Genomic DNA, 21493 nt, shown 5'->3' on the forward strand with positions numbered 1-21493 from the left:
CATATATCTAGACAACTGAGACCATCACGTTCACAACTACTACGTCTATTTACAGGATAGACGAAATTATTCGTTTTTAACCCACCCTTTACGATGAGCGAACACTGCAAGCTGTGTACGATCCTGCAGCTCACACTTCATAAGTAGGTTCGATACATGTGTCTTAACCGTCTTGATGCTGATATGGAGCTCATCTGCAATATCCTTGTTCGTCTTGCCATCAGCAATAAGCAGCAGCACTTCCTTCTCCCGCTCCGTCAGTCCCTCGTCATCCGGCTGAGCTGCACGCTTGCGCAGTCCACGGGTCAATGCCTGCGATACTTCACCACTCATGACCGGTCTGCCCTGCAGCGCGCCACGAATCGCGTATACCAGTTCTTCAGCCGACACCGTCTTGAGCACATAACTGACTGCCCCCGCCTGAATCGCTTCGACAACCTGCTCATCTTCCATGAAGCTGGTCAGCATGACAATTCGCAAATTCGGAAACTGAGCGATAAGCTCTCTTGTCGTCTCTACCCCGTTCAAGTCAGGCATCATTAAGTCCATAAGGATTAAATCAGGCAATGGCTCATTCCGACCAGCCATCGCTTGTATGGCAGCAATCGCTTCTCTACCACCGCTAGCCTCACCAATTACTTCAATCTCCGGATCGAGCATTAAGTAAGTTTGAAGACCTAGCCGCACCATTTCATGATCGTCCACAAGAAATACAGATGTCCTATCCCCCAACCGATTCGCCTCCCGTCCGTTCTCCGTTACTTATACATTTCTGTATTGGAATGACCTCCGTCATTTGACTGCTCTTCTATTTCTTCAAATCGAGGGATATGTACGCGTATTGTCGTTCCCGCTCCCGGACGACTAATGAGATCCATGTGACCGCCAAGCTTATCCACCCGTTCTCGCATCGTCGTCAGTCCATAGCTCCCTGCCTTGAATGACGCACTCTGAAGATCGAACCCTTGACCATCATCTGCTACAGCAAGAATAATCTGATTCGGCGTCTCCTGCAGAGTCAAGGTAACCTTCGTCGCCTTCGCGTGCTTAACTACATTGGCCATAGCTTCCTGAATCATTAAGAAGCACTGATGCTCTTTGGCTTCCGACAATTCACAATTTAATTCAATGTCAATTTTACCTTGCAAGCCATTCTGCCGGCAATAGTCAGGGAACCAGCGTCCCAACGCTTCTTGCAATGTCTTACCGTCAAGCTCAAGCGGCCGCAGCTGCGCAATCAAGCCGCGCATTTGGCGCTGTGCGGTATGGGACATCTCAACAAGATGGCCAACCACCTTCTTCGCCCGATCCATATCCATGTCCATAACCTTCGTCAAGGAAGAGGAAGCCATATGAAGCGCAAATAACTGCTGACTGACTGTATCATGCAAATCCCTTGCTAGACGTCTTCGTTCCTCCAGCACAACAGCTTCGCATTCCCGCTCCCGATCCATCACTTGCTGCTCGGACAACTTCTGCAAGATGCGAAGCTTCTGTTCCATCCCGCTTACCATCGTATTGAAGTCTTCATACAAGCGAGCAAATGACTCTTCATCGCCAAGCGGAATCCGCTCTGCCCAATTGCCCTTCATCACCTGCATCATGCTATCGTGAAGCACGTCAAGGCGGCGCTGAAGGCGCACGCCTGCGACATAACCCATAATGACCGATACGATGATGACCGTCACAATACCGAACAGCCACCAGTTCATCCCACTATACCAGGAACCTCCATAGACGAAGCCAATCCAGAACACACTCATGATAATACAGCCTGAAATCACAAAGGTGAGAAGCAGCTCCCACTTGACACTCTTCGTGCTGCGAAACCAGCGTGACACCATGATTGCACTACCCCACTTTCATGACCTTTACATCCCCTATGAAGGTACTGACGGAGATTTTCACTTTCTTGCCTGCTTCATAATAATAGGGAGTCTCCACTTGCAGATTATTCATGAACCCTTCCTTCTCCTGATTGAATACTCTCACATCGCCAAGGAAGGAGCTTGAACTTACCACTACACCAAGATCCATATCATTCGGAACATATACTTTCACATCTCCTATAAAAGAAGAAACATTGATCTTCGTCTCGCCGTACGACACTTGCGCCTTCGTCAAGTCGATTACCGTGTCACCAATGAAATGCGAGATGTTCATCGGCTTCAATTCCCAATAATCAGAGCCTAAATGAATATCACCGATAAAGCCTGACTTGTTCACCGTGTCGAACTTCGATCCCGAGCCCATTGGCGGAGGCGGCGGTGGTGGCGGTGGTACTGATCCCTTATACGAAAACGGATCATAATCAGATGATTGGCTTTGATTGCGTCCAAACGGTTCTTTATAGCGTCTGTCGCTATCCCCGCCTACTGCCGAACCAGTCTCATCATATCCCGGAGGCGGAGGAACATCGGATACACCGTCTTTGTTAAAATGCTTATTAAAGGTCTGATCAAAGTCATCATCAAGCGGACGTGGTTCACTATACGGTCGATCATGTTGTCCACCATGTTCATGCCAGTACCCTTCATCCCAACGCTTACGATCACGATACTTGTCTCTATGCCGATTTTTTCGCGGACGAATCAACATCCCTACACCGACCATAATGAGGATAAATGGAACGAGCATCCTCATAGCTGAACCAATATCCACCGTCAGAACTCCTAAATTCGATAACTGGAAGTAGCCACCGATGGCTAAAAGGATAAGCCCCCAGAACGCCCCCTGTATAAGCGCATTGAATCCCGTTAAGATGAGGATCACCGGCCAAAATGTGCGTATCAATTCCCCAAAATCCATATCAATATAACCGAGTTGGTTAAGCATGAAGAAAGCGCCGATCGCAATTAGAAACAACCCTCCCGACCATCTGCCACGCTGATTATTCATACGGTTCCCTCCATTTCTCTACAGTCATTTCATTCATGATGTAGTAATTGTAAGAGAAATCATGTCCATCTACCAGCGACGGAGGAAGGAAGTTTGTCTCAGTCTCGAGACCGAGGAGCTGGAAATCAATTACTAATGCTATTTATAAATCCCAAATGAAATGAAAATGACTGCCCAAGCAAGGGCAGCCATTCGTTACGATGCTTGGCTGAGTCTATAACTCGCCACTGCATCTTGGTGTATTATTGTTGTTGATCAGCTTCCTGCACTTTTTGCACGATGCCTTTTTCTGTTCCTTTTACAGCACCTGCTGTAGGAGCAACCTCTTGGCCAAACTCAATGTCAGCAGCGTTGCTTTGGGCTGCAAACTCACCAGAAGTGTACTTCGCGTTAGCAGGTTGCATGCGGTTCGCTTTGTTGTTCTTCGGCATTTCCATTCACCTCCTGCATCTCCGCGTTTCGGCGGGTCAAATTCAGAAACTTGCGTTCCTACAGGAGATATTATGCTTAGCGCAGCACTCGATTATTCGAATGCACACCCCTAGCGCTCATCATGAAACAAAGCCCCAATTAGAGCATGGACTCCGGAATCCCTTTATTTTTAAAGACAGCTGCATTCAATTCATCCAGCATTTGTTCCGATACTTTTCCATTGCCGCGTTTAATTAGCTTGACTTCCACTTCTTTCTTGCCCCACTGCCCGTATACCTGCTTCTTTGTATGGAAGAATAGATCAAGCTTCTTGCCCTTAATTTTGCCACCAATATCCGTTACAATCCCATATCCATATCCCGGAATATAGAGGATGCTTCCTAATGGAAATACGGATAAATCCGCTGCGATCGTGGACACATAGTCTCGACGCACTTTAACACCGGAATAGGTAATCCCGTACTCTGGATGCCCCGGCTCCTTGCCAGTTGATTCAGCTCCTGCCGTATAGCCAGTAGCAACTACCTTTACCGAGCGAATGATGCGCTCTTGTTGAGGAGCAAGCTCAGCAGCCGTGAATGTCAGTTTGGCCGCTGCAACCGCAACATGTGGACGTTCCTGCTCTTCCTTCACCTTCTGCTTTACTGTCGGCAAAGGCTGCACATACACGAGCGGCAGTGCTTCAGTTGTGGCGTTCGAGGTCCAGGTCAATTTCTGCGTTTGCTGCACCTGTGAGGAAGCATGGGTGGACAACGATGCTTGTGTTAACGCCCCTTGTTGATATGCACCCGTCTCTGTCGTCCACGCTTGGACAGACATTGGAGCTATAAGCATACCCGCTGCTACACATAGCATCGCTCCTGCAATACCTAACGACAACCTTGTGAATACGATAGCGCGCTTATCCGATCTCGATGTCATGTTTCCCTTCCGTTCCGAACTTGTAGTCGATATTGTAAACATATGGTTACCCCTCCCTTAGTGGGAAGGATGTCCTGCTCATTTCGCTTTTATTCATATTCAACAAAAAAAGAACATCCCCGACATTCCGAGACGTTCTTTCGACAACTTCCATTAATGCAGCTTCTGTACTGGCAAGGGTTCGCCTTTACTGCCTAATTTGCCAGCCAGCGCATCCTCGTGAAGGCTTTTCAGCCAATTCAGTTCCGTTACTGTATATTTATAGCCTCCATACAACATATAAAGAACAGAACGGGGAGCGTATGAGATATGCTCTTCATACAGGGCCCACATTCGTTCTGCTTCCTGCTCATAATAAGAAATGCGATTCTGAATAATCTCCATAACTATTGACTGATCCGCATACTTCACAAAGGATAGCGCCGCATAAAAGGGATGATTCAAATGAGGCAGCTTTTTCATTTCTTCAATGAGCAGTTCTTCAAGCTCACGCTTTCCTTTTTCCGTAATGCGATAAATCGTCTTATCCGGGCGAGAGCCACCGCTAACGAATTCAGCCTTTTCTATAAATTCGCCTTTGTTTAACTGGTCAATGGCATAATACAGCGACCCGTATTGAATTTTCATATAATTATGCATTTCGCGTTCTTTCATAGCCTGACTCATCTCATAAGGATGGCGATCTTGCTCCATAAGCAAACCAAGTATGGCCAGCTTCATCGACATGCGTTCCACCTCTTCCTTCATGAAACGACAGCCATTCGCAATCACGCAGGTTCTCCACCTTGCTCTGCGGCTGCCGCACTCCCATGAGAGTGTTTAGACACCATTGTAACACGTCCCATAAGCAAAATGAACAAAAGGGAAAGCACCGCGATCGGAATGGACCACGCATAAACATGGGCAATGGAATCAGACAGCACACTGGTCAACTGTTTCAAAATTGGTTCCGGAATGGATGAACGTACTTGATCCTGCAGCAGTACCTGCGGATTGCCAAGCTGCTCCACAAGCTTTGGATCAGTCAGAACACCGCTGAAACGATCCCGTAAATAGGAGGTCTGTATACTCCCTAATATACTGATTCCGAGCGTATTGCCAAGTGTTTGGAAGAACCTCACTAGCGAATTGACTGTGCCCCGCTGCTGATAATCCACCTTATGCTGTGCCGCGATCGAGGTAACGGGGAAGGAAGCACCTATCCCCAAGCCCATCATGATCATATATACAACCATCGTAGACATGGAGGTGTCAGGCGTTACCTGTGATAAAAGCACAACAGACAGCAGCAGCAATGTTCCCGAGATGAGCATAATATTGCGGAACGACATCTTTCTCAGCAGAAATCCTGCCGTAACGGTGCTGCAGACGAGTGCCAGCATCATCGGCGTCAGCACTGTACTGGCATTCGTCGCGGATCCGCCCACAACTCCTTGAATGAATAACGGAATGAAGGTCGCTCCTGCCATCAACAGCATTCCAATTAGCAGCCCTGCCCCCATGCTCGCGGTAAACAGCTTACTCTTGAACAAACCAAGCGGGACGACTGGCTCTTGTACCTTCAACTCGACAATGATAAATAGAACAAACATAAGGAATGCCCCTGCAAAAAGCGAGATGATCGTCGGGGAAGACCATGCATAATCCTTGCCCCCCATCTCCAATCCGAACATGAAGCACAATATTGCAGCAACCAGCGTGAATGTTCCCAGCCAATCAATCTGCTGCTTCTTGAAGCTTAGTGTCTCCTGATAGCCAAGCATAACAAGTAGAAGCGCAATCAATCCTAATGGAAGATTCACGTAGAAGATCCAGCGCCAGTGCAGGTGGTCGGAGAAAAAAGCTCCAGCCATGGGCCCAAACACACTGGATAGACCAAATACTGCCCCGAACATTCCTGTCATCTTAGCTCGTTTTCCCTCTGGAAAAATATCGAACAGAATCGTAAATACAACGGGCATAAGCGCACCGCCGCCAATACCCTGAATCGCACGATACCAAATTAATTCCTGCATCGAACTTGCCATTCCACATAGTGCCGAGCCTACCATGAATACGATGATCCCGAGCATAAAGAATCGCTTGCGTCCGTACATATCAGATAACTTGCCGAACAACGGCATACACGCCACGCTTGCAATCAGATAAGCCGAGAACAACCATACATACTGTTCGAAGCCGCCAAGCTTGGCAACAATCGTCGGCACGGCTGTCGATATTATCGTCTGATCCAGCGACACAATCAATAGCCCGAGCAGAAGACCAATAACCGTTATGCGAGCACGAGAAGAAGAACCCATCCTTACCACCTCTATATTCAAATTTGAATAACGCGAACATAATTCATTATATTCAAATTTGAATACAAAGCAACTTTTTTATCGCATGATTTTGAAAATTTGTACGCATGTTTGTCCGTCAATGCACAAACAAAAGCCGTCAAGGAGCTTTACTCCTCGACGGCTGATTCGTTAACGATCTGCTGCCCCTCTTTTGCTTAATCTCCACATTATGATAGCAGCGACGCACAAGAACAAACCGATGATTGGTTCAATCGGCGCTTGCTCACCAGTCTGAGGTAAGACGTTCGGGCGGTTCGGCTGCCGATCAACGTCCTGCTTCCCACCCAAATCGGTACCGTCCGCTTCATCCTCATTCGTTCCTTCAACCGGCTCTTTATCAGTACCTTGACCCTTATCTGGCTTCGTATCGCTATCCGGCTCTGTCGCTTCGCCTGGTTCGGGATTCGTATCGCCATCTGGATTCCCAGGTTTGGTTTCTACGATTGTACCTGGAATCGTCGGCCGTTCCTGATTGCCCGGTTTGCCTGGCTCTACAGGCGTTCCAGGATTGGTAGAACCTCCACCTCCAGGATTAGTAGGCCCCCCCGTTCCCGGTTCCGGATCTGGATTGACCGTTCTTATAATAAGTCCCGCATCAATCGTAAGATCCCGTGGTCGTTCCGCCGTAAGTACGATGTTGTCTGACCAGCCATTCGGATCCGCATCAGAATCGAGTACGCGATCATCTCCCTGATACCGTTTCGTGAACGAATACCCCTCTGGGGCAATGAATCGAATCTTATAAGTACTGAGATCCAAATCATTAAATAAGTAGTAACCAGACTGATACACGTAATCGGTCACGGCAGGATCGTAGACCGATCCCGTGACAGTCGGATCATAGACCGAATTTGTCACCGAGCTGTAATACACGGAATGAGTGACAGTCGTAGTCAGCTTCTCATTATTGTGGTTATATAATTCGACCACAACCCCATTTAATCCAGTACCATTCTCATCTTGAATCCCATTGCCGTTCGTGTCGATCCATACATATTTGCCGATGGCTCCCTTGCCCGGAATAGATGGAATATCCTTCTTAATTAGGCCTGCGTCAATGTTATGGTTTTTGCCGCCCTGCTCCAGTGTAATGATATCTGTTCTGCCTTCCACATTCGCCTTGGAGTTCTTCCCTGGATTCGTTATCGCATCTTTCACCGTAAATGCATCATAGCCTTCCGGCAAGTGGAACGTAACGTAGTATTTGCCCGCATCCAAGCCAGTAAACAAATAGTATCCAGGCTGACCTTCGTGATTATTGCCGGTTACAGTGCTTTGTATTACCTTACCGTCACTCTCGCGATGCAAGTCGACGCGAACGCCGTTAACACCATGATCCGGTGCTTCATCCTGAATCCCATTGCCATTTTCATCGTACCAGACGTAATCCCCAATCTCTCCCTTTGGATCGCCCTTTATCTTAATGCCGACCTTGAGCGGCTCTGCCGGGAGCATAGCCTTATCGCTAATGACCGGAGTCGCGGTGTATCCGAAGGAATTCCATGCGATCTGATCATCGCTTGCAGGCGTGTCAACAGGCGCACGCATTGTCCATGTCAATTCCTTGGATTGGCCAGGAGCCAGTATGACATCACCAGCGAATTCGAACTTTAAGGCTCGCACCTTCGATATATCTTGCGGAGGCTCTTTATCCCAGTTGCCACCTGTCATCGATATCTCTTCATCGAAGCTGTAATATACCGTTACACCGTTCGGAGGCGATATCGGCTCCTTCAGAATCGGGGTCCACTTGCTGCCTCGCGGCGATTTGTCGATGACCCCGTGATCACCGATATGCGGAAGGGCATCTACGATCAAAAGGTTTTTGACGCCAATTGATCCCCGGTTCGTTACAGAGATCTTATACTTAAGTTCTCCGCCTGGCGCAACATTTCCGGTATCTGGATACTTAGACCATTGCCCGTTATCCAAATCCCCTTGAACCCATTTTTCGGAGACCAAGCTATCGATGCCGTTCACATCAATTTTATCTCCGTTGTATACATACCACTTGCCGTTTTCTTGCTTATAGCGCTGGTTCTTGAAGTTGGTCAGCCCGTTAATATAGTTGTGCCGTTCTGATGTGACCTCAACTTCATTGTAAACTTCGCCCGTCGGGGTATCCAGCTTCACTCTCGCTTCGAAGGTAAAGGTGAGCGCTTCGCCCTTCTGCAGCGTCAAGGAGTTGCTGCCTTCTGTACCCCACGCCCATGTAATCGGCGTACGCCCTTGCTGATCCTTCTTGGCTTCTGAGAACGTAGGGGCAGGCACCTGCTTGCCGTTAAGCGACCCTAGCTTCAAGCTGTCCGGCACATATTCCAATTCTTTCGGCAGCAGATCCGTTACAACCGGATCGCGAAACGGAACATCAATCGGACTGGCATTGGTTACAACGATCCTATAAGTTACCGTGCCTCCTGGGGAAGTACTTTTTCCACTCACAACCGATTTATCCACTTCCAGCAGCGGACGCTTATCCACCGCCAATACCTTAACCCCCGTCAAATACTCGGTCTTCTCACCATTGAAGCTGTATTCCATGCTTGCATAGTTAATCGTTTGTTTCCACTGCTTCGGGTGCTGCTTGGCTTCTTCGTTCGTAGGAAGGCCGTTATTTTTGTCCAGATAAGTAAAGTCATCGTTCGGGTACTTTTCTGTCAATCGAGGGAAATCGCCATACTTATAATCATCATGTTTGACACGATCATAAGAGGTTAATTGGTAACGAAGTTCTAAAACATCATGCGGACGGAACGCAACGGGTACATCTCCCAAAACAAGGCGAATGCCTTGAATGTCAGCGTTCAGATCTGCTGCCAACAGCTTGTGTTGTGTCTTAAAGTTTAATTCCTTCCAGAGTTTCCAGTCGCTCTCATCAGGCGTGCTTTTCGACGTGTACTGAATTTCGTACTTATCTTTATCTGCACCGTCAAAGGCTGGAATACGGATATACTGCAATTTCATGCCCTTCGGTGTCATATCTGTCATGACGGCTTTATCCAGAGGGACATTGGCAGCATTGCCTATTCCGCCAATATAAAAGCTGACTTCCTGGCCTTCCGACAATTCCTTCTCCTGACCGCTCCAGATTTGCTTGTAAATCCATATTCCTCCGCCAGGCTGCTTGATAAAGTCGTGTTCAGCCTTCGCAGTCAGTTCCTTGGCCGCATCTCCCAAAGGTTGATAAGATGCTTTGGCCGTATTCACCACCGCTTTCGTGTTGCCGCTGCTCAGATCAATCACCTTATCTTTAGGATACAAAACCGTAACGAGTATGCTTTTGGAACGATCCGTTATTTTCTCCTTATTTAGCTCCTTCGCATCAATCTTCCATGTCAGAGTCTGTCCCTGTATGGAATCAGGCGCGGGGGCCGCCTTGGAGAATTCGGCTTCAGGCGGCAGAACGTCGGTAATCACTACATGGTCAATGTTGAGATTGCCGTCTTTGTCTGCCGGATTCTTGTTGTCCTTCAGCGTAATTTCGTAGACAACTTCCGTTCCTGGCTGCGGCTTCACACCTTCAACAGGTACGATTCGCTCCTTCGTAAGTATCCATTCCGCAGATGCCTTCCCTGTAACTGTTACAGGGTTCGATTCTACCTGCAAGCTTCCGGAATGGTGGATGAATGTTGCCGTTGCCGTTCCGGCAGTCCCGTCAGGCGTTGTGTGGTTAGGGAAATGGGCCTTCACCTGCAGTTTTCCCGTCGCGCCGGATGGGGTAGGATTTTTGAATGTAAACGTTACCTTATCCACGCCGCCCACATTCTCATGTTTGCTTACGACATGTTCAGATCCCTGCACTTCCTCGAATACGATGCCCTCAGGCAAGGGAAGCACAATTTCCGCATTAGAATAGTCCTCTGTCGTGCTCGATAGACTGTAATCAATTGTGTAGGTAAAGGTTGCTCCTGTGAGCACAGTGTCCTTACTGCTGCTTAATCGCAATTGAATTCCTTGTGAGTCGTTACCATCTGCGTTCGCATGCGCCGAAACAGGCAGGAGCACTATGTTCAAGATGAGCAGCAGCGCCCATATTGACGCCTGTGCCCTTCTTAGTGTCCTCCTCAAATCGCTCCCTCTCCTTTCCATAAATAAGTTTGAGTCGTCCACTTGGTAATTTTACCCACACGAACGACTTCCTTCTATCCTACTCAATGGCGCTGAACAAATTCTGAAATGAAAGTTGGGAGCAATCTTAAGCGATATGTAATGATAGGGGAACTGAACTAAAATGCGAAGACAGAAAAAAGGCAGGCGATTGCCTGCCTTTGCCTAAATTGACGTAACGTTGAACTCCATCTCATGGCATATAAGCCAAACAAGCATCAAGGGAACTTTGGCGTTCGCGTTATTGGTCCAGCACGAGCTGTTCCAGCTTGCGGCCTGTCGGCGTGTTGGCCAGACCGCCTTCGGCAGTTTCGCGGAAGGAGCTTGGCATGGAACGTCCAACTTCATACATGGCCATAATCACCTCATCGGCCGGTATTCTGCTTTGGATGCCGGCTAAAGCCATATCCGCGGCAACGACCGCCGACGAAGCACCGACTCCGTTCCGCTTCACGCAAGGGACTTCTACAAGTCCTGCTACCGGGTCGCATACTAATCCCAGCATATTCTTGAGTGCAATCGCCATCGCATCTGCCGATTGCTGTGGTGTTCCGCTTGCCATTTCCACGACTGCCGCAGCAGCCATTCCCGTTGCGGACCCAACCTCCGCTTGGCAGCCGCCCGCCGCACCCGCGATGAAGGCATTGTTCGCAATAACAAATCCAAATGCGCCTGTCGTAAATAGAAATTCAAGCATTTGCTCCCGCGTAGGGTTCAGCTTCTCCTTGACGGCGAACAAAACACCTGGAACAACACCTGCCGAAGCGCTACTTCTCTCTCCAGCATGGCGCGGGATATTTTACACTGCTTTTCTTCGGCCAACCGGACAAGCTCGGCTACGCTATGGAACATGATTGTCCTCCTTCCGCGCTCGTGCGCTGGTAGGTTTGCACTTGCCATATTTCTTTAATATGAGGGAGCGAATGCATACGATTGATTACAGTCACATCAACCGCTTGGTCAAGCTCGATGGCCATCAAGGCGCTCTCGCCTTTACCTGAACGGGACACTTCCATATATCCGATGTTAATATGATGCTGTGCAAGCAGCGAGGTTACATTCGCCACGGCACCATGCTTGTCCTCATGCAGGACAAGCATGGCCGGGATTCTGCCAGCTGGGTTCGGATCCAATTGCTTGACTTCGCGGATTTCCATGCTGCCTCCACCGATTGACACACCGACGACTTCGATCGCTCCGCGCTTGTCCCGCAACGTGAGGCGTGCCGTATTCGGATGCTCACTCTCCTCCTCTGATGTCACGAAAGTAATGCGAACACCCTGCTCTTCTGCGATGCTGAGGGCATTCGGAATTCGCTCGTCTGACGTGTCAAAGTCCAGGATTCCGCTTACGATTGCCATATCTGTCCCATGCCCTTTGTATGTTTTCGCAAATGAACCGTATAAGGTAACCGTGACGGATTCTGGCAGCCGTCCGAACAGATTGCGGGCTGCACGTCCAATTCGGTTGGCTCCTGCCGTATGCGAACTGGATGGACCGATCATGATAGGGCCGATAATATCAAATACAGATGTGAACGGCATAACAATCCTCCTCTTACACAGAATTGATGAATGATTGATGCTACTAACTTCGTTATATCTTGTTCTGGTTTACGCTACTTCAGCGCCCGCCGTGGCTGCAGGCTTAGGAGCCGGCGCGGTGCCGCGAATCTCGGCGACTGTGCGAATCTTGTAGTTTTTGAAGATTCGCGACCCGATGAGACCAGCCGTGATGCCGCAAAGGGCACAAAGGGCTGCCGCAATCGTTACCGTAAGCGGGTCGTTGAAGCCGTACATGACCATGAGTCCCGCAATTGGGGTTGCCGTACCTGTCGCATTATTCGTCAGATTGAACAATGCCACGACGACCCCAGCCATCGCCCCTCCTAGAAAGTTGGTTACATACACCGGAATCGGATTGGCTGATATGATGTCTGCTTGCGTTAATGGTTCAATCGCCACCGCAATTGTGTCTTTTCGGTCACCGAACTTCATACGATGGAAAAAGACGAAGTTCATAAAGGATGATCCCATGACGGACAAGGCTCCGATGGCCATCGGTAAGCCCGTAAGTCCCAGCATGGCAGTAAGTGCCATCGAGCTGAGCGGTGCGGTTGCCACGACGGTTATGACTCCACCAAGCACGATACCCATCACGATTGGATTATCATTAGCCGCCGTCGTAATGATGCCGCCAATATTAAGCAATGTCGCATTGACTACTGGTGTTGCTATGTTTGCTACAAATCTAACGAGCGGTGCAGCAACGATGATGCAGACGATGAGATCAAGTCCATCCGGGACTTTCTTTTCAATCAGTTTGACAAGGAATGATACGAGATAACCAGCAATGAAACCAGGCAGCAATCCTGATCCCGCACAAGCTGCCCCAAGCAGCAGAGCATAGACAGGGGACACGCCCATTGCAAGCGCTACCAATGCAGCTGCGGCCACACCGCCCATACTGCCGGAAGCGAGCCCAACCTCCTTGGCAAGACTGAAGCCGAACAAATCGCCACCTACATAACTTTGAAATGCTTCTACCAAAAAACTGGCAACTGCCGCATTTGCTAGGGCTCCCATTGCCTTCATGCCGTTAGGTGCTTTGAAGCTGAAAAGGGAGAAAAGGGACAATACAAGCAATAGTAGGGCTGTACCGATTACGATGTCCATACGTGACGCTCCTCCTTCATGGGTACAAAGTGTAGTAACCGCTTACAAAACATTAAAAGTACATTTATACTGCGACAAGATTGATTGAAATACATATTAAATGAATGAATGATTATTAGTTAATAAACTCAAAAATAATTGAGTCTATCAACTTCAATTTGATTGTATCAACTTTTCTATATTTACACAATTCTTTTATACATACTTTCTGGAATTGCCGCAATTTACCTTTGTTAAGCAGTTTGCTATGACTAATAATTCAAGAAATACGGAAACAGAATGGAAAAGGAAAACGCTTTACTATCTTTATAAGTGCGGCACGTCTCCCTATTTCATATCGTAACTTAGCTACAACTCATAGCGAATGTCTAACGGATGATTTTGGAAAGTAGAGATGAATCAGGGATTGATTGCGGTTGAAGTTCGCGTTATGATAATAGTAATTTATCATTACTAATTGTTGATATAATCAACTTCATTTTATTCCATCAACTATTTTTGATTGTAAGATTGTCAGAGCTTCATTATTGTGTTGTATCAAGCAATATAATATTTCTCGAATGACAAAGAAATCTTCTAGTCAAATTCGGGTTGTCTAGGGAAGGACTTGATGCAATGAATACAAGATTTACAGAGCGAGATCATTTAATTTTGGAATCATACGATGCAGTAGTAGAGGGATTAGCCAACTATTTGGGGCCTGCTTCGGAAATTGTTCTTCATAGTTTGGAAGATTATCAGCATTCGGTCGTCAAAATCGCAAATGGGCATCATACAGGCAGGGAACTGGGAGCGCCTATTACCAATATTGCTTTGCAAATGCTGCAAGAAATTGAACAATCCCATGGGAAGCAGTCGCTCAGCTATTTTACGAGAAGCAAGAATAATCGTCAGATGAAGTCCAGCACGATCGCGATTCGGGGTGATAGCGGCAAGATTATCGGCTTGCTTTGCATCAACATGAATATTGACGAATCTTTTGCTGATGTGCTGCAAACCTTCCTGCCGCAACCGGATATGGAAGCAAGGGAGCAGTCCGAGCATTTTGCTTCATCCGTGGAGGATATGATTCAAGAAACGATTGAGCGAACGATCGAAGAGGTTGATGCTTCTCCGAACATCTCTTATGCGAACCGGAACAAGCATATTATCGGACTGCTGCATGAACGGGGCGTATTCAACCTAAGGGATGCGGTCACCCTTGTGGCAAATGCGCTGAAAATCACAAAACATACGGTTTATCTACATTTGCGCAATAATGCTTCCAAAGGTGAAAAAGCAACGACATAGAAGCAGAAAGAACGCTGAACACAGCAGGATTAGCGACCGGGTTCTCAAAATGAGCCTGGTCGCTGTTTTTTGTGGGCAAACACCTGTTGTAAAGATAGCCCCCTTCAGGGGAGATTCTTTAAGCTTCCTCCCCACGTTCAACAGAGTTTTATTCGCACTCAGTCCCCTTTAGATCAAGAGATTCTTTCATTCAATCCTTCGGAATACTGCTTCCCGCTTTCCTCTTCTGACTCCGTTCTGAGCGATTCTTGCATGTCTTGATCAACATGTTCAAAATGTTCAGGATAGCCATACTCGCCATGTTCACTTACATCCAAGCCGATACGCTCTTGCTCCGCATTGACACGCAAGCCAAACAACCGTTTCCCTGCATACAACAGCACGTAAGAAGAGACAAATGCAAATCCGCCCGCCGCTAGAATCCCATAGGCTTGCACCCATAACTGATGCAGACTGCCTGTATCCAGCCAGCCTCCCTGGCCTACACCAACCTTCTCCGCCAATGCTGAAGTGGCGAATATCCCATTGGACAGCGTGCCCCATACCCCTGCTACCCCATGTACCGACAAGGCTGAGACTGGGTCATCAACTCGCAGACGATCGAACCAGAGCGCACTGTAGTACACTAGAATACCAGCCGTCAAACCAATTACGATGGCCGCCCAAGGCTCCACGAATGCACACGAAGCTGTGATCGCAACCAAGCCCGCCAGCATTCCATTCAAGAGGGTAGGCACATCTGCCTTGCCGCTGCGCAGCCAACTAATAGCAAGTGCCGCAACAGCCCCCGCTGCAGCTCCAAGCTGTGTGTTCATGGCGACATATCCAAAAAATCCATCACCGATCGACAACGTACTTCCTGCATTAAAACCGAACCACCCCACCCACAGCAGAAGCACACCGAGCGTTATATATACTTGGTTATGACCTTTTATTTTCTTGGACGAACCGTCTGAATCGTATTTGTTCATGCGCGGCTTCAAAAGCAATGTCGCAGCCAGCGCAGCCATAGCCCCTGTTAAATGCACAACCGTAGAACCGGCAAAATCCTGCTTCCCATGCATCGCAAGCCAGCCACCTCCCCATATCCAGTGAGCAACCACTGGGTAAATCAATGCCGTGAACAGAATCGCAAACCAAATGTAAGCGGACAATCGCGCGCGCTCGGCAAATCCACCCCACACAATCGAGAGTGACACAGCAGCAAAGGCTAATTGGAAGGTAAAAAATACGGAAGGTGGTAACCCTGTAGAGGAAGCAGGAGTAAAAAAGAAATCACCCCAACCAATAAACGAATTGCCATTCATACCAAAAATCAAGCCATAGCCGACTGCCCAAAATACAAGAGAGCCAAGCCCAACCGTAATGACCGTTTTTACGGCAATATGACCTGCGTTCTTCATTCGTGCAGACCCTGCTTCCAGCAGGATGAATCCCGCTTGCATAAGCAGCACCAGTATAGCCGACAGCATTACCCACAGTGCGTTCAGACCAGATTCCAGTGATTGCACAGAAGCCTCCCCCGCGGCATTGACAGCATCCGGAAATAGGCTAAAACATGCAAATCCAGCACCAAGCACACCAGTCGCCGAAGCAAAACGTCTGCTCCTACTCCGATTAAGGCTCTTGTCTCTGTTCATCCTCATTTTCTCTACACTCCTCGCTATTTATATGTTATATTTTATTACACAAAATCTTGTTGTTAGAGGAATTATATAAAGGTAAATTGTGCAAATCAATGGGTTATGTTATAAAATGCATGAAATGCGTCAAGTTATACAAATTGTATGTAATATAATCTAACACAATATTCATGAAGATAATGATAAATAAAAAAAGACTGCAGAATTATTCTGCAGCCCAAGTCTTACATTCTTGCTTCATTTGTCTTGGATTGATTAATCCAATATGCTATTCCTTACTGTTGATTACTCGGCTTGTTCAAAAAACTTGGCAATCGGATTTTCAACATGCTTATCTTTATAAATAGAGCCGTCGGCCTTTTTCACAATATGCTGTTGGAAATTGCTCATAACCGACAAGCTCTGCATGCCAATTCCCGCTAACAACTGCTCTGCTGACTTCTGCGTCATATGATCATCTGTCCAGAAATAATGCACCACTAGACGATCTTTATTGTACGGATGCATAATTCCGTAGCCACCCAGCAGCCCTTTTGTGTTCATTACTTCCTTCCAAGGGAAGCCCGCTTGTTCAGCCTTTGCAATAATCGCTGGCTTCAATGCTTGGATAAATGAATTGGACTTCGGATTACCGATTACAATGACATTGCTCTTTGCCAGAGAAGTCTCCAACTGTTTTTTCACAGCCTGCTTCTCACTCAAGATCACAGGCTTAACGCCGCTCATGTCCAACACATTGGAAATATTCTCGAAAAATTGCTCTTGCTGCTTTTTCGCTTCTGCGCTCACAGGACTACTGTATATGATCGCTAGCGGTTCTCCATGCATCGCCTTGTTAAGCACCTTGTACATTGTCTCTTTCGGCAACTTAGGATAGGACTGATCGATCCCATCATATATTCCCACAAGCGACAATCGCATATACTCCGCCATTTCAGCTTCCGTCATCTGGTATTCCGGCTTGAGCTCATAATTAGGCTTGTTTAAGTTATCATCCATTCGATCACGAACAGCCTTGCCAAACTGATCCTCAATCGTTTGAAGCAGTCCCGCTACGGTTGCGTTTCGATACGCATAGCGATTGAAATATTCCTTCATAAAGGCATCGAACTTCTCTTGCCCAACAGTACGATACAATTCATAGATCGCAAGGCGACCTTTTTTATAGTACAGCGCATCCGGGGAATCTCCAGCCTTGTCATTCGGAGAATTGATAGCCCGATCCAATGAGAATGTTTCGATGCGGGCACTATCAAATCCATTCATTTTGTCGCCCTGGGCATCATAGTAATACACCCTGGAAAAATCAGCAAACCCTTCATCCAAGAACGACTCGGTTTCAGAATCGTTGCCGATGATGGAATGGAACCACTGGTGCGCAATCTCATGAACAAAGACGGAATCCTTTTCAGGAACAGCATTTGGACTTACCCGCCCCATTTGAATAAGGCGAGCAAATTCAACAGCAACACCTTCTACATGGGATTCCACGATCCGAAAATCGGGGTACTCGTACTTGCCGAATTTATCGCCAAAAAATTCAATCGCTTTAAATGCCTCATCAATATATTTATTGATAACCGCTGTCTTCGCCGGATCATTGTTGTCGTTGTAATATACATATTCAATCGTTAAGCCATTCTTGGTTTTGCTGGCTTTATGGAACTTCTCACTGGAGAAGAACACGAGCTCGCGCGTCTTGTCCGATTTCGTCGTTACGATTTTGCGGCCAGCTTCACCAGACTTCTCCGACATTTGTCCAGGCATCGCGATTTGCAGCTTGTCTGGAACATCCATTGCAACCGTATAGTCGGCAACCTCATAGTAATCCGTTTCGAATGTCTTACTATATGGGGTCTTATTCCACTTATGTGCTGCTTCATCGTACACAGACATAACCGGGAACCAATGCGCCCCATTAATGATGTCCTTATAGTAGGACAAGCGCTGTGAACCAAATGGAATTTTCGTTTTATATTCAAGCTCTAACGTTACTTCTTCATCCTTGCCCAACGCTTTTGCCAACTGAACCGTAAGCGCCTGCTTCTCATTTGTGGTAGCTAGGGTCGCACCGGTCGAAGCATCCTTCACACGAATGATATCAATACCGCCAAGGAAATCCTCTGGTTTCTTATCTGGGTATTCCTTCGCAATCTCCCCATTTGCTCGCACGAACATGCTCGATTGCGTATCCTTCGAACGATTGGCATCTGCGAACAGACGGAATACAACATCATTCAGCTTATCCTCAGACGTATTGCGGTATTTCACCGTCTGCTTGCCTGTAATGGTCATGTCGTCCGTATTCAGCTTCGCTTGGATATTGTATTGGATATGTGAAGTTGCTTGTTGTTGAGACTGCATTCCTGCTGTGCTAATCGTCTTGACTTGATCCGCCGCGGCCTCCTGCGCATAAGCTGTGCCACCAGATGTTAGCGGAGCTGCAAGCAGGGTAAATGCCATTGCACATGCTATTGTCGTATGTAGCAATTGTCTTCCTGTGAGTTTCATTCGTCCAATCACTTCTTTCCGTTTGTGTTTCATCTCATGATGATATATTCAATTATAGAGCAAGATACAAATGATATCGTGCGATTAACCTTATGCGGAGCTTACAATATTGTCACGTAAGATTTTAAGGAACTTTAGTAATGAATGCCGCGAATCAAAAAAAAAAGAAGCACCCGTCTAAGACGAGAGCTTCTCTATGACAAGGGTGCTCTTAGCTCGCCCTTTATTTCTGTGAATCTTCTTGTGGAGCAGCCTGCGCAATATGACGCGTACGGATTTCCTCTTGCAGCAGTGCAACCACTTCTGCTACCGGCTTCATGCCAAGGTCGCCTTCTCCACGCTTACGCACGGATACAGCACCATTGTTCTTCTCATTTTCACCGACGACGAGCATGTAAGGTGTTTTCTCCAGCTGTGCCTCGCGAATCTTGTAGCCAAGCTTCTCGTTGCGCACATCTGCTTCAGCACGGATACCTGCATCACGCAGAGATTCCGTTACTTCCTTCGCATACTCTTCGTAGTTCGGTGATACTGGAATGACCTTCGCTTGAACCGGAGAGAGCCAGAGCGGAAGCGCTCCTGCGAAGTTCTCCAGCAAGAATGCAGTCATGCGCTCCATCGTACTGATGATACCACGGTGGATAACGACAGGACGATGCTTCTGTCCGTCATCGCCGACATATTCCAGCTCGAAGCGTTCAGGAAGCAAGAAGTCCAGCTGTGCAGTCGACAGTGTCTCTTCCTTGCCAAGCGCTGTTTTAATTTGTACATCCAGCTTCGGTCCGTAGAATGCAGCTTCGCCTTCTGCTTCGTAGAATGGAAGACCCAATTCTTCAACAACCTCACGCAGCATGCGTTGAGACATTTCCCACATATGGTCGTCTGGGAAGTACTTCTCTGTATCCTGCGGATCGCGATAAGACAAGCGGAAACGATAATCCTTAATTCCGAAATCGTCATATACGCGGCGAATCAAATTAATAACGCGCGCGAATTCTTCCTTGATCTGATCCGGACGGCAGAAGATATGCGCATCGTTCAATGTCATAGCACGAACACGGTGCAAACCAGTGAGCGCCCCGGACATTTCATAGCGGTGCATCGTACCCAACTCGGCGATACGAATTGGCAATTCACGATAGCTGCGCATGTCAGACTTATACACCATCATATGGTGCGGGCAGTTCATTGGACGCAGAACAAGCTCTTCGTTGTCCATAACCATGGTTGGGAACATATCCTCTTGGTAGTGTTCCCAATGGCCGGATGTTTTGTACAATTCCACATTCGCAAGTACCGGTGTATACACGTGGCTGTATCCCAAGCGCTCTTCGATATCCACGATGTAGCGCTCCATCGTACGGCGCAATGTCGCACCATTTGGCAGCCAGAGCGGCAAGCCTTGTCCAACTTTTTGGGAGAAGGAGAAGATCTTGAGCTCTTTACCTAATTTACGGTGATCGCGCTTCTTCGCTTCTTCCAAGAAGTGCAAGTACTCATCAAGCTGTGCTTTCTTCGAGAATGCTGTTCCATAAATACGCTGCAGCATTTTGTTGTCCGAGTTGCCGCGCCAGTAAGCACCCGCCAAGTTCAAGAGCTTGAATACCTTCAACTTGCCTGTAGATGGGACGTGAGGTCCACGGCACAAGTCGAAGAATTCACCTTGGTCATAAATAGTGATCACAGAATCCTCTGGCAAGTCGTTGATAAGCTCCAGCTTCAATTCATCACCGATTTCTGTGAAGATGCGTAGAGCTTCTTCACGAGATACTTCACGGCGTTGAATCGGCAGGTTCTCGTTCACGATACGCTGCATTTCCTTCTCGATCTTCGGCAGATCCTCAGGCGTCAAGGAGATATCAAGGTCAATATCATAGTAGTAGCCATCTTCGATAACGGGACCGATACCAAGTTTCACGTTTGCGTCCTTGTACAAGCGCTTGATTGCTTGCGCTGTCAAGTGAGCTGAACTATGGCGAAGCACTTCAAGCCCGTCTTCTGAGTCTGCCGTTACAATTTCAATCTTGGCATCTTCTTGAATCGGCGTATACAGGTCAACAACCTTGCCATCCAGTTTCCCCGCTAGTGCAGCCTTCTTCAAGCCGCTGCTAATTGAACCCGCTACATCTTCGATTGTAGTGCCTTGCTCATATTCACGAACAGCACCGTCTGGAAATGTTACTTTTACGTTAGACATTTGCGATTCCTCCCAGTTTATATGGCATCATTCAATCTGCTGTCAATCTTCTTTATGCCGGCTAGAAAACAAACAATTACACGTTCTTCCCATCTTCACCGCACACAACACAGCCTATTGAATTTGTCTGAAAAAATAAAAAACACCCGCCCTGTAAAAGGGACGAGTGTTATAGACAATTAGTAACCCGTGGTTCCACCCTCATTCAACTGCTGATGATGCTTACGCGATCACAATTACAGCAACATATGCCGCAATGCTCTGTCGCTCACTTTCCTCAGATCAGTCCTTGAGCATTCGGTAACGGGAATGATTCGTTGGATGATACTAACCGAGATTAGCTCGTTGTTCCCATCCAAAGCTCTAAAGTGGTAAATAAACAGCGTTGCCGAAGGGACTTGCAGCCTCGATCCCTCTCTCTGAACGGTTCCGTCCGTTATTCATGTCTTTGTCATCGCATATCGTATGCTATTGATT

The 21493-nt window shown here is 47.6% G+C and carries 15 protein-coding genes and 1 pseudogene; 1 reads left to right on the plus strand and 15 read right to left on the minus strand.

Annotated features, from left to right (window positions below):
• Positions 1-66: 66 nt before the first annotated feature.
• The 12 genes and pseudogenes from PBN151_RS25520 to PBN151_RS25570 all read right to left on the minus strand — a co-directional run bounded on the left by PBN151_RS25520 (position 67) and on the right by PBN151_RS25570 (position 13375).
• Complete coding sequence (locus tag PBN151_RS25520; RefSeq protein WP_072731391.1) at positions 67-732, minus strand: response regulator; 666 nt, start codon at positions 730-732, stop codon at positions 67-69.
• A gap of 26 nt (positions 733-758) precedes the next feature.
• Complete coding sequence (locus tag PBN151_RS25525) at positions 759-1844, minus strand: HAMP domain-containing sensor histidine kinase (protein WP_072731392.1); 1086 nt, start codon at positions 1842-1844, stop codon at positions 759-761.
• A gap of 7 nt (positions 1845-1851) precedes the next feature.
• Positions 1852-2898, minus strand: a complete 1047-nt coding sequence (gene liaF, locus PBN151_RS25530) for a cell wall-active antibiotics response protein LiaF (RefSeq protein ID WP_072731394.1) — start codon at positions 2896-2898, stop codon at positions 1852-1854.
• Between the two features lie 242 nt (positions 2899-3140).
• On the minus strand, positions 3141-3329 hold the full coding sequence (locus PBN151_RS25535; RefSeq protein ID WP_021254005.1) for a hypothetical protein: 189 nt from the start codon (positions 3327-3329) through the stop codon (positions 3141-3143).
• Between the two features lie 139 nt (positions 3330-3468).
• Entirely contained in the window at positions 3469-4293 is an 825-nt protein-coding gene (locus PBN151_RS25540; protein WP_072731395.1) for a 3D domain-containing protein, read from the minus strand.
• A gap of 111 nt (positions 4294-4404) precedes the next feature.
• Complete coding sequence (locus PBN151_RS25545) at positions 4405-5022, minus strand: PadR family transcriptional regulator (protein ID WP_227775077.1); 618 nt, start codon at positions 5020-5022, stop codon at positions 4405-4407.
• Positions 5019-6551, minus strand: a complete 1533-nt coding sequence (locus tag PBN151_RS25550) for an MDR family MFS transporter (protein WP_072731397.1) — start codon at positions 6549-6551, stop codon at positions 5019-5021. The genes PBN151_RS25545 and PBN151_RS25550 overlap by 4 nt, the downstream gene beginning before the upstream one ends.
• 171 nt (positions 6552-6722) lie before the next feature.
• A complete protein-coding gene (locus tag PBN151_RS25555) occupies positions 6723-10661 on the minus strand; it encodes an SdrD B-like domain-containing protein (RefSeq protein WP_072731398.1) in 3939 nt (1312 codons plus the stop codon).
• 280 nt (positions 10662-10941) lie between these two features.
• Positions 10942-11472 (minus strand): annotated as a pseudogene (gene sdaAA, locus PBN151_RS25560) (L-serine ammonia-lyase, iron-sulfur-dependent, subunit alpha); the annotation flags it as partial.
• Positions 11415-11552 carry a hypothetical protein gene (locus tag PBN151_RS31530; protein WP_175560798.1) on the minus strand — a complete coding sequence of 46 codons (138 nt, stop codon included), beginning with the start codon at positions 11550-11552 and terminating at the stop codon, positions 11415-11417. The pseudogene sdaAA and the gene PBN151_RS31530, both read right to left, overlap by 58 nt.
• A complete protein-coding gene (sdaAB, locus tag PBN151_RS25565; protein ID WP_072731399.1) occupies positions 11537-12244 on the minus strand; it encodes an L-serine ammonia-lyase, iron-sulfur-dependent subunit beta in 708 nt (235 codons plus the stop codon). Before sdaAB ends, PBN151_RS31530 begins: the two co-directional genes overlap by 16 nt.
• 69 nt (positions 12245-12313) lie before the next feature.
• Positions 12314-13375, minus strand: a complete 1062-nt coding sequence (locus tag PBN151_RS25570; RefSeq protein WP_072731400.1) for a PTS sugar transporter subunit IIC — start codon at positions 13373-13375, stop codon at positions 12314-12316.
• A gap of 615 nt (positions 13376-13990) precedes the next feature.
• Here PBN151_RS25570 and PBN151_RS25575 point away from each other — a divergent pair.
• Positions 13991-14665, plus strand: coding sequence for a helix-turn-helix transcriptional regulator (locus tag PBN151_RS25575; RefSeq protein ID WP_072731402.1), 675 nt, complete (start codon positions 13991-13993; stop codon positions 14663-14665).
• A gap of 173 nt (positions 14666-14838) precedes the next feature.
• Here the strand turns inward: PBN151_RS25575 and PBN151_RS25580 are convergent, their stop codons facing one another.
• From PBN151_RS25580 to thrS, 3 genes are all read right to left on the minus strand, one after another.
• Positions 14839-16311 (minus strand): ammonium transporter, encoded by a 1473-nt coding sequence (locus PBN151_RS25580; protein WP_072731403.1) that lies wholly within the window; start codon positions 16309-16311, stop codon positions 14839-14841.
• Between the two features lie 282 nt (positions 16312-16593).
• Positions 16594-18852, minus strand: a complete 2259-nt coding sequence (locus PBN151_RS25585) for a M1 family metallopeptidase (protein WP_083545330.1) — start codon at positions 18850-18852, stop codon at positions 16594-16596.
• A gap of 190 nt (positions 18853-19042) precedes the next feature.
• Positions 19043-21016, minus strand: coding sequence for a threonine--tRNA ligase (gene thrS / locus PBN151_RS25590; RefSeq protein ID WP_072731406.1), 1974 nt, complete (start codon positions 21014-21016; stop codon positions 19043-19045).
• Positions 21017-21493 lie beyond the last annotated feature (477 nt).

The organism is Paenibacillus sp. NAIST15-1, assembly GCF_001894745.1.
GTDB lineage: Bacteria > Bacillota > Bacilli > Paenibacillales > Paenibacillaceae > Paenibacillus_B > Paenibacillus_B suaedae.

Bases quoted from the DNA above. Each gene is read 5' to 3' on its own strand.
- PBN151_RS25575 (WP_072731402.1), top strand. From the start codon at position 13,991: ATGAATACAAGATTTACAGAGCGAGATCATTTAATTTTGGAATCATAC.
- PBN151_RS25525 (WP_072731392.1), bottom strand. From the start codon at position 1,844: ATGGTGTCACGCTGGTTTCGCAGCACGAAGAGTGTCAAGTGGGAGCTG.
- PBN151_RS25580 (WP_072731403.1), bottom strand. From the start codon at position 16,311: ATGAGGATGAACAGAGACAAGAGCCTTAATCGGAGTAGGAGCAGACGT.
- PBN151_RS25585 (WP_083545330.1), bottom strand. From the start codon at position 18,852: ATGAAACACAAACGGAAAGAAGTGATTGGACGAATGAAACTCACAGGA.
- thrS (WP_072731406.1), bottom strand. From the start codon at position 21,016: ATGTCTAACGTAAAAGTAACATTTCCAGACGGTGCTGTTCGTGAATAT.
- sdaAB (WP_072731399.1), bottom strand. From the start codon at position 12,244: ATGCCGTTCACATCTGTATTTGATATTATCGGCCCTATCATGATCGGT.
- PBN151_RS25570 (WP_072731400.1), bottom strand. From the start codon at position 13,375: ATGGACATCGTAATCGGTACAGCCCTACTATTGCTTGTATTGTCCCTT.
- PBN151_RS25540 (WP_072731395.1), bottom strand. From the start codon at position 4,293: ATGTTTACAATATCGACTACAAGTTCGGAACGGAAGGGAAACATGACA.
- liaF (WP_072731394.1), bottom strand. From the start codon at position 2,898: ATGAATAATCAGCGTGGCAGATGGTCGGGAGGGTTGTTTCTAATTGCG.
- PBN151_RS25550 (WP_072731397.1), bottom strand. From the start codon at position 6,551: ATGGGTTCTTCTTCTCGTGCTCGCATAACGGTTATTGGTCTTCTGCTC.
- PBN151_RS25535 (WP_021254005.1), bottom strand. From the start codon at position 3,329: ATGCCGAAGAACAACAAAGCGAACCGCATGCAACCTGCTAACGCGAAG.
- PBN151_RS31530 (WP_175560798.1), bottom strand. From the start codon at position 11,552: ATGTTCCATAGCGTAGCCGAGCTTGTCCGGTTGGCCGAAGAAAAGCAG.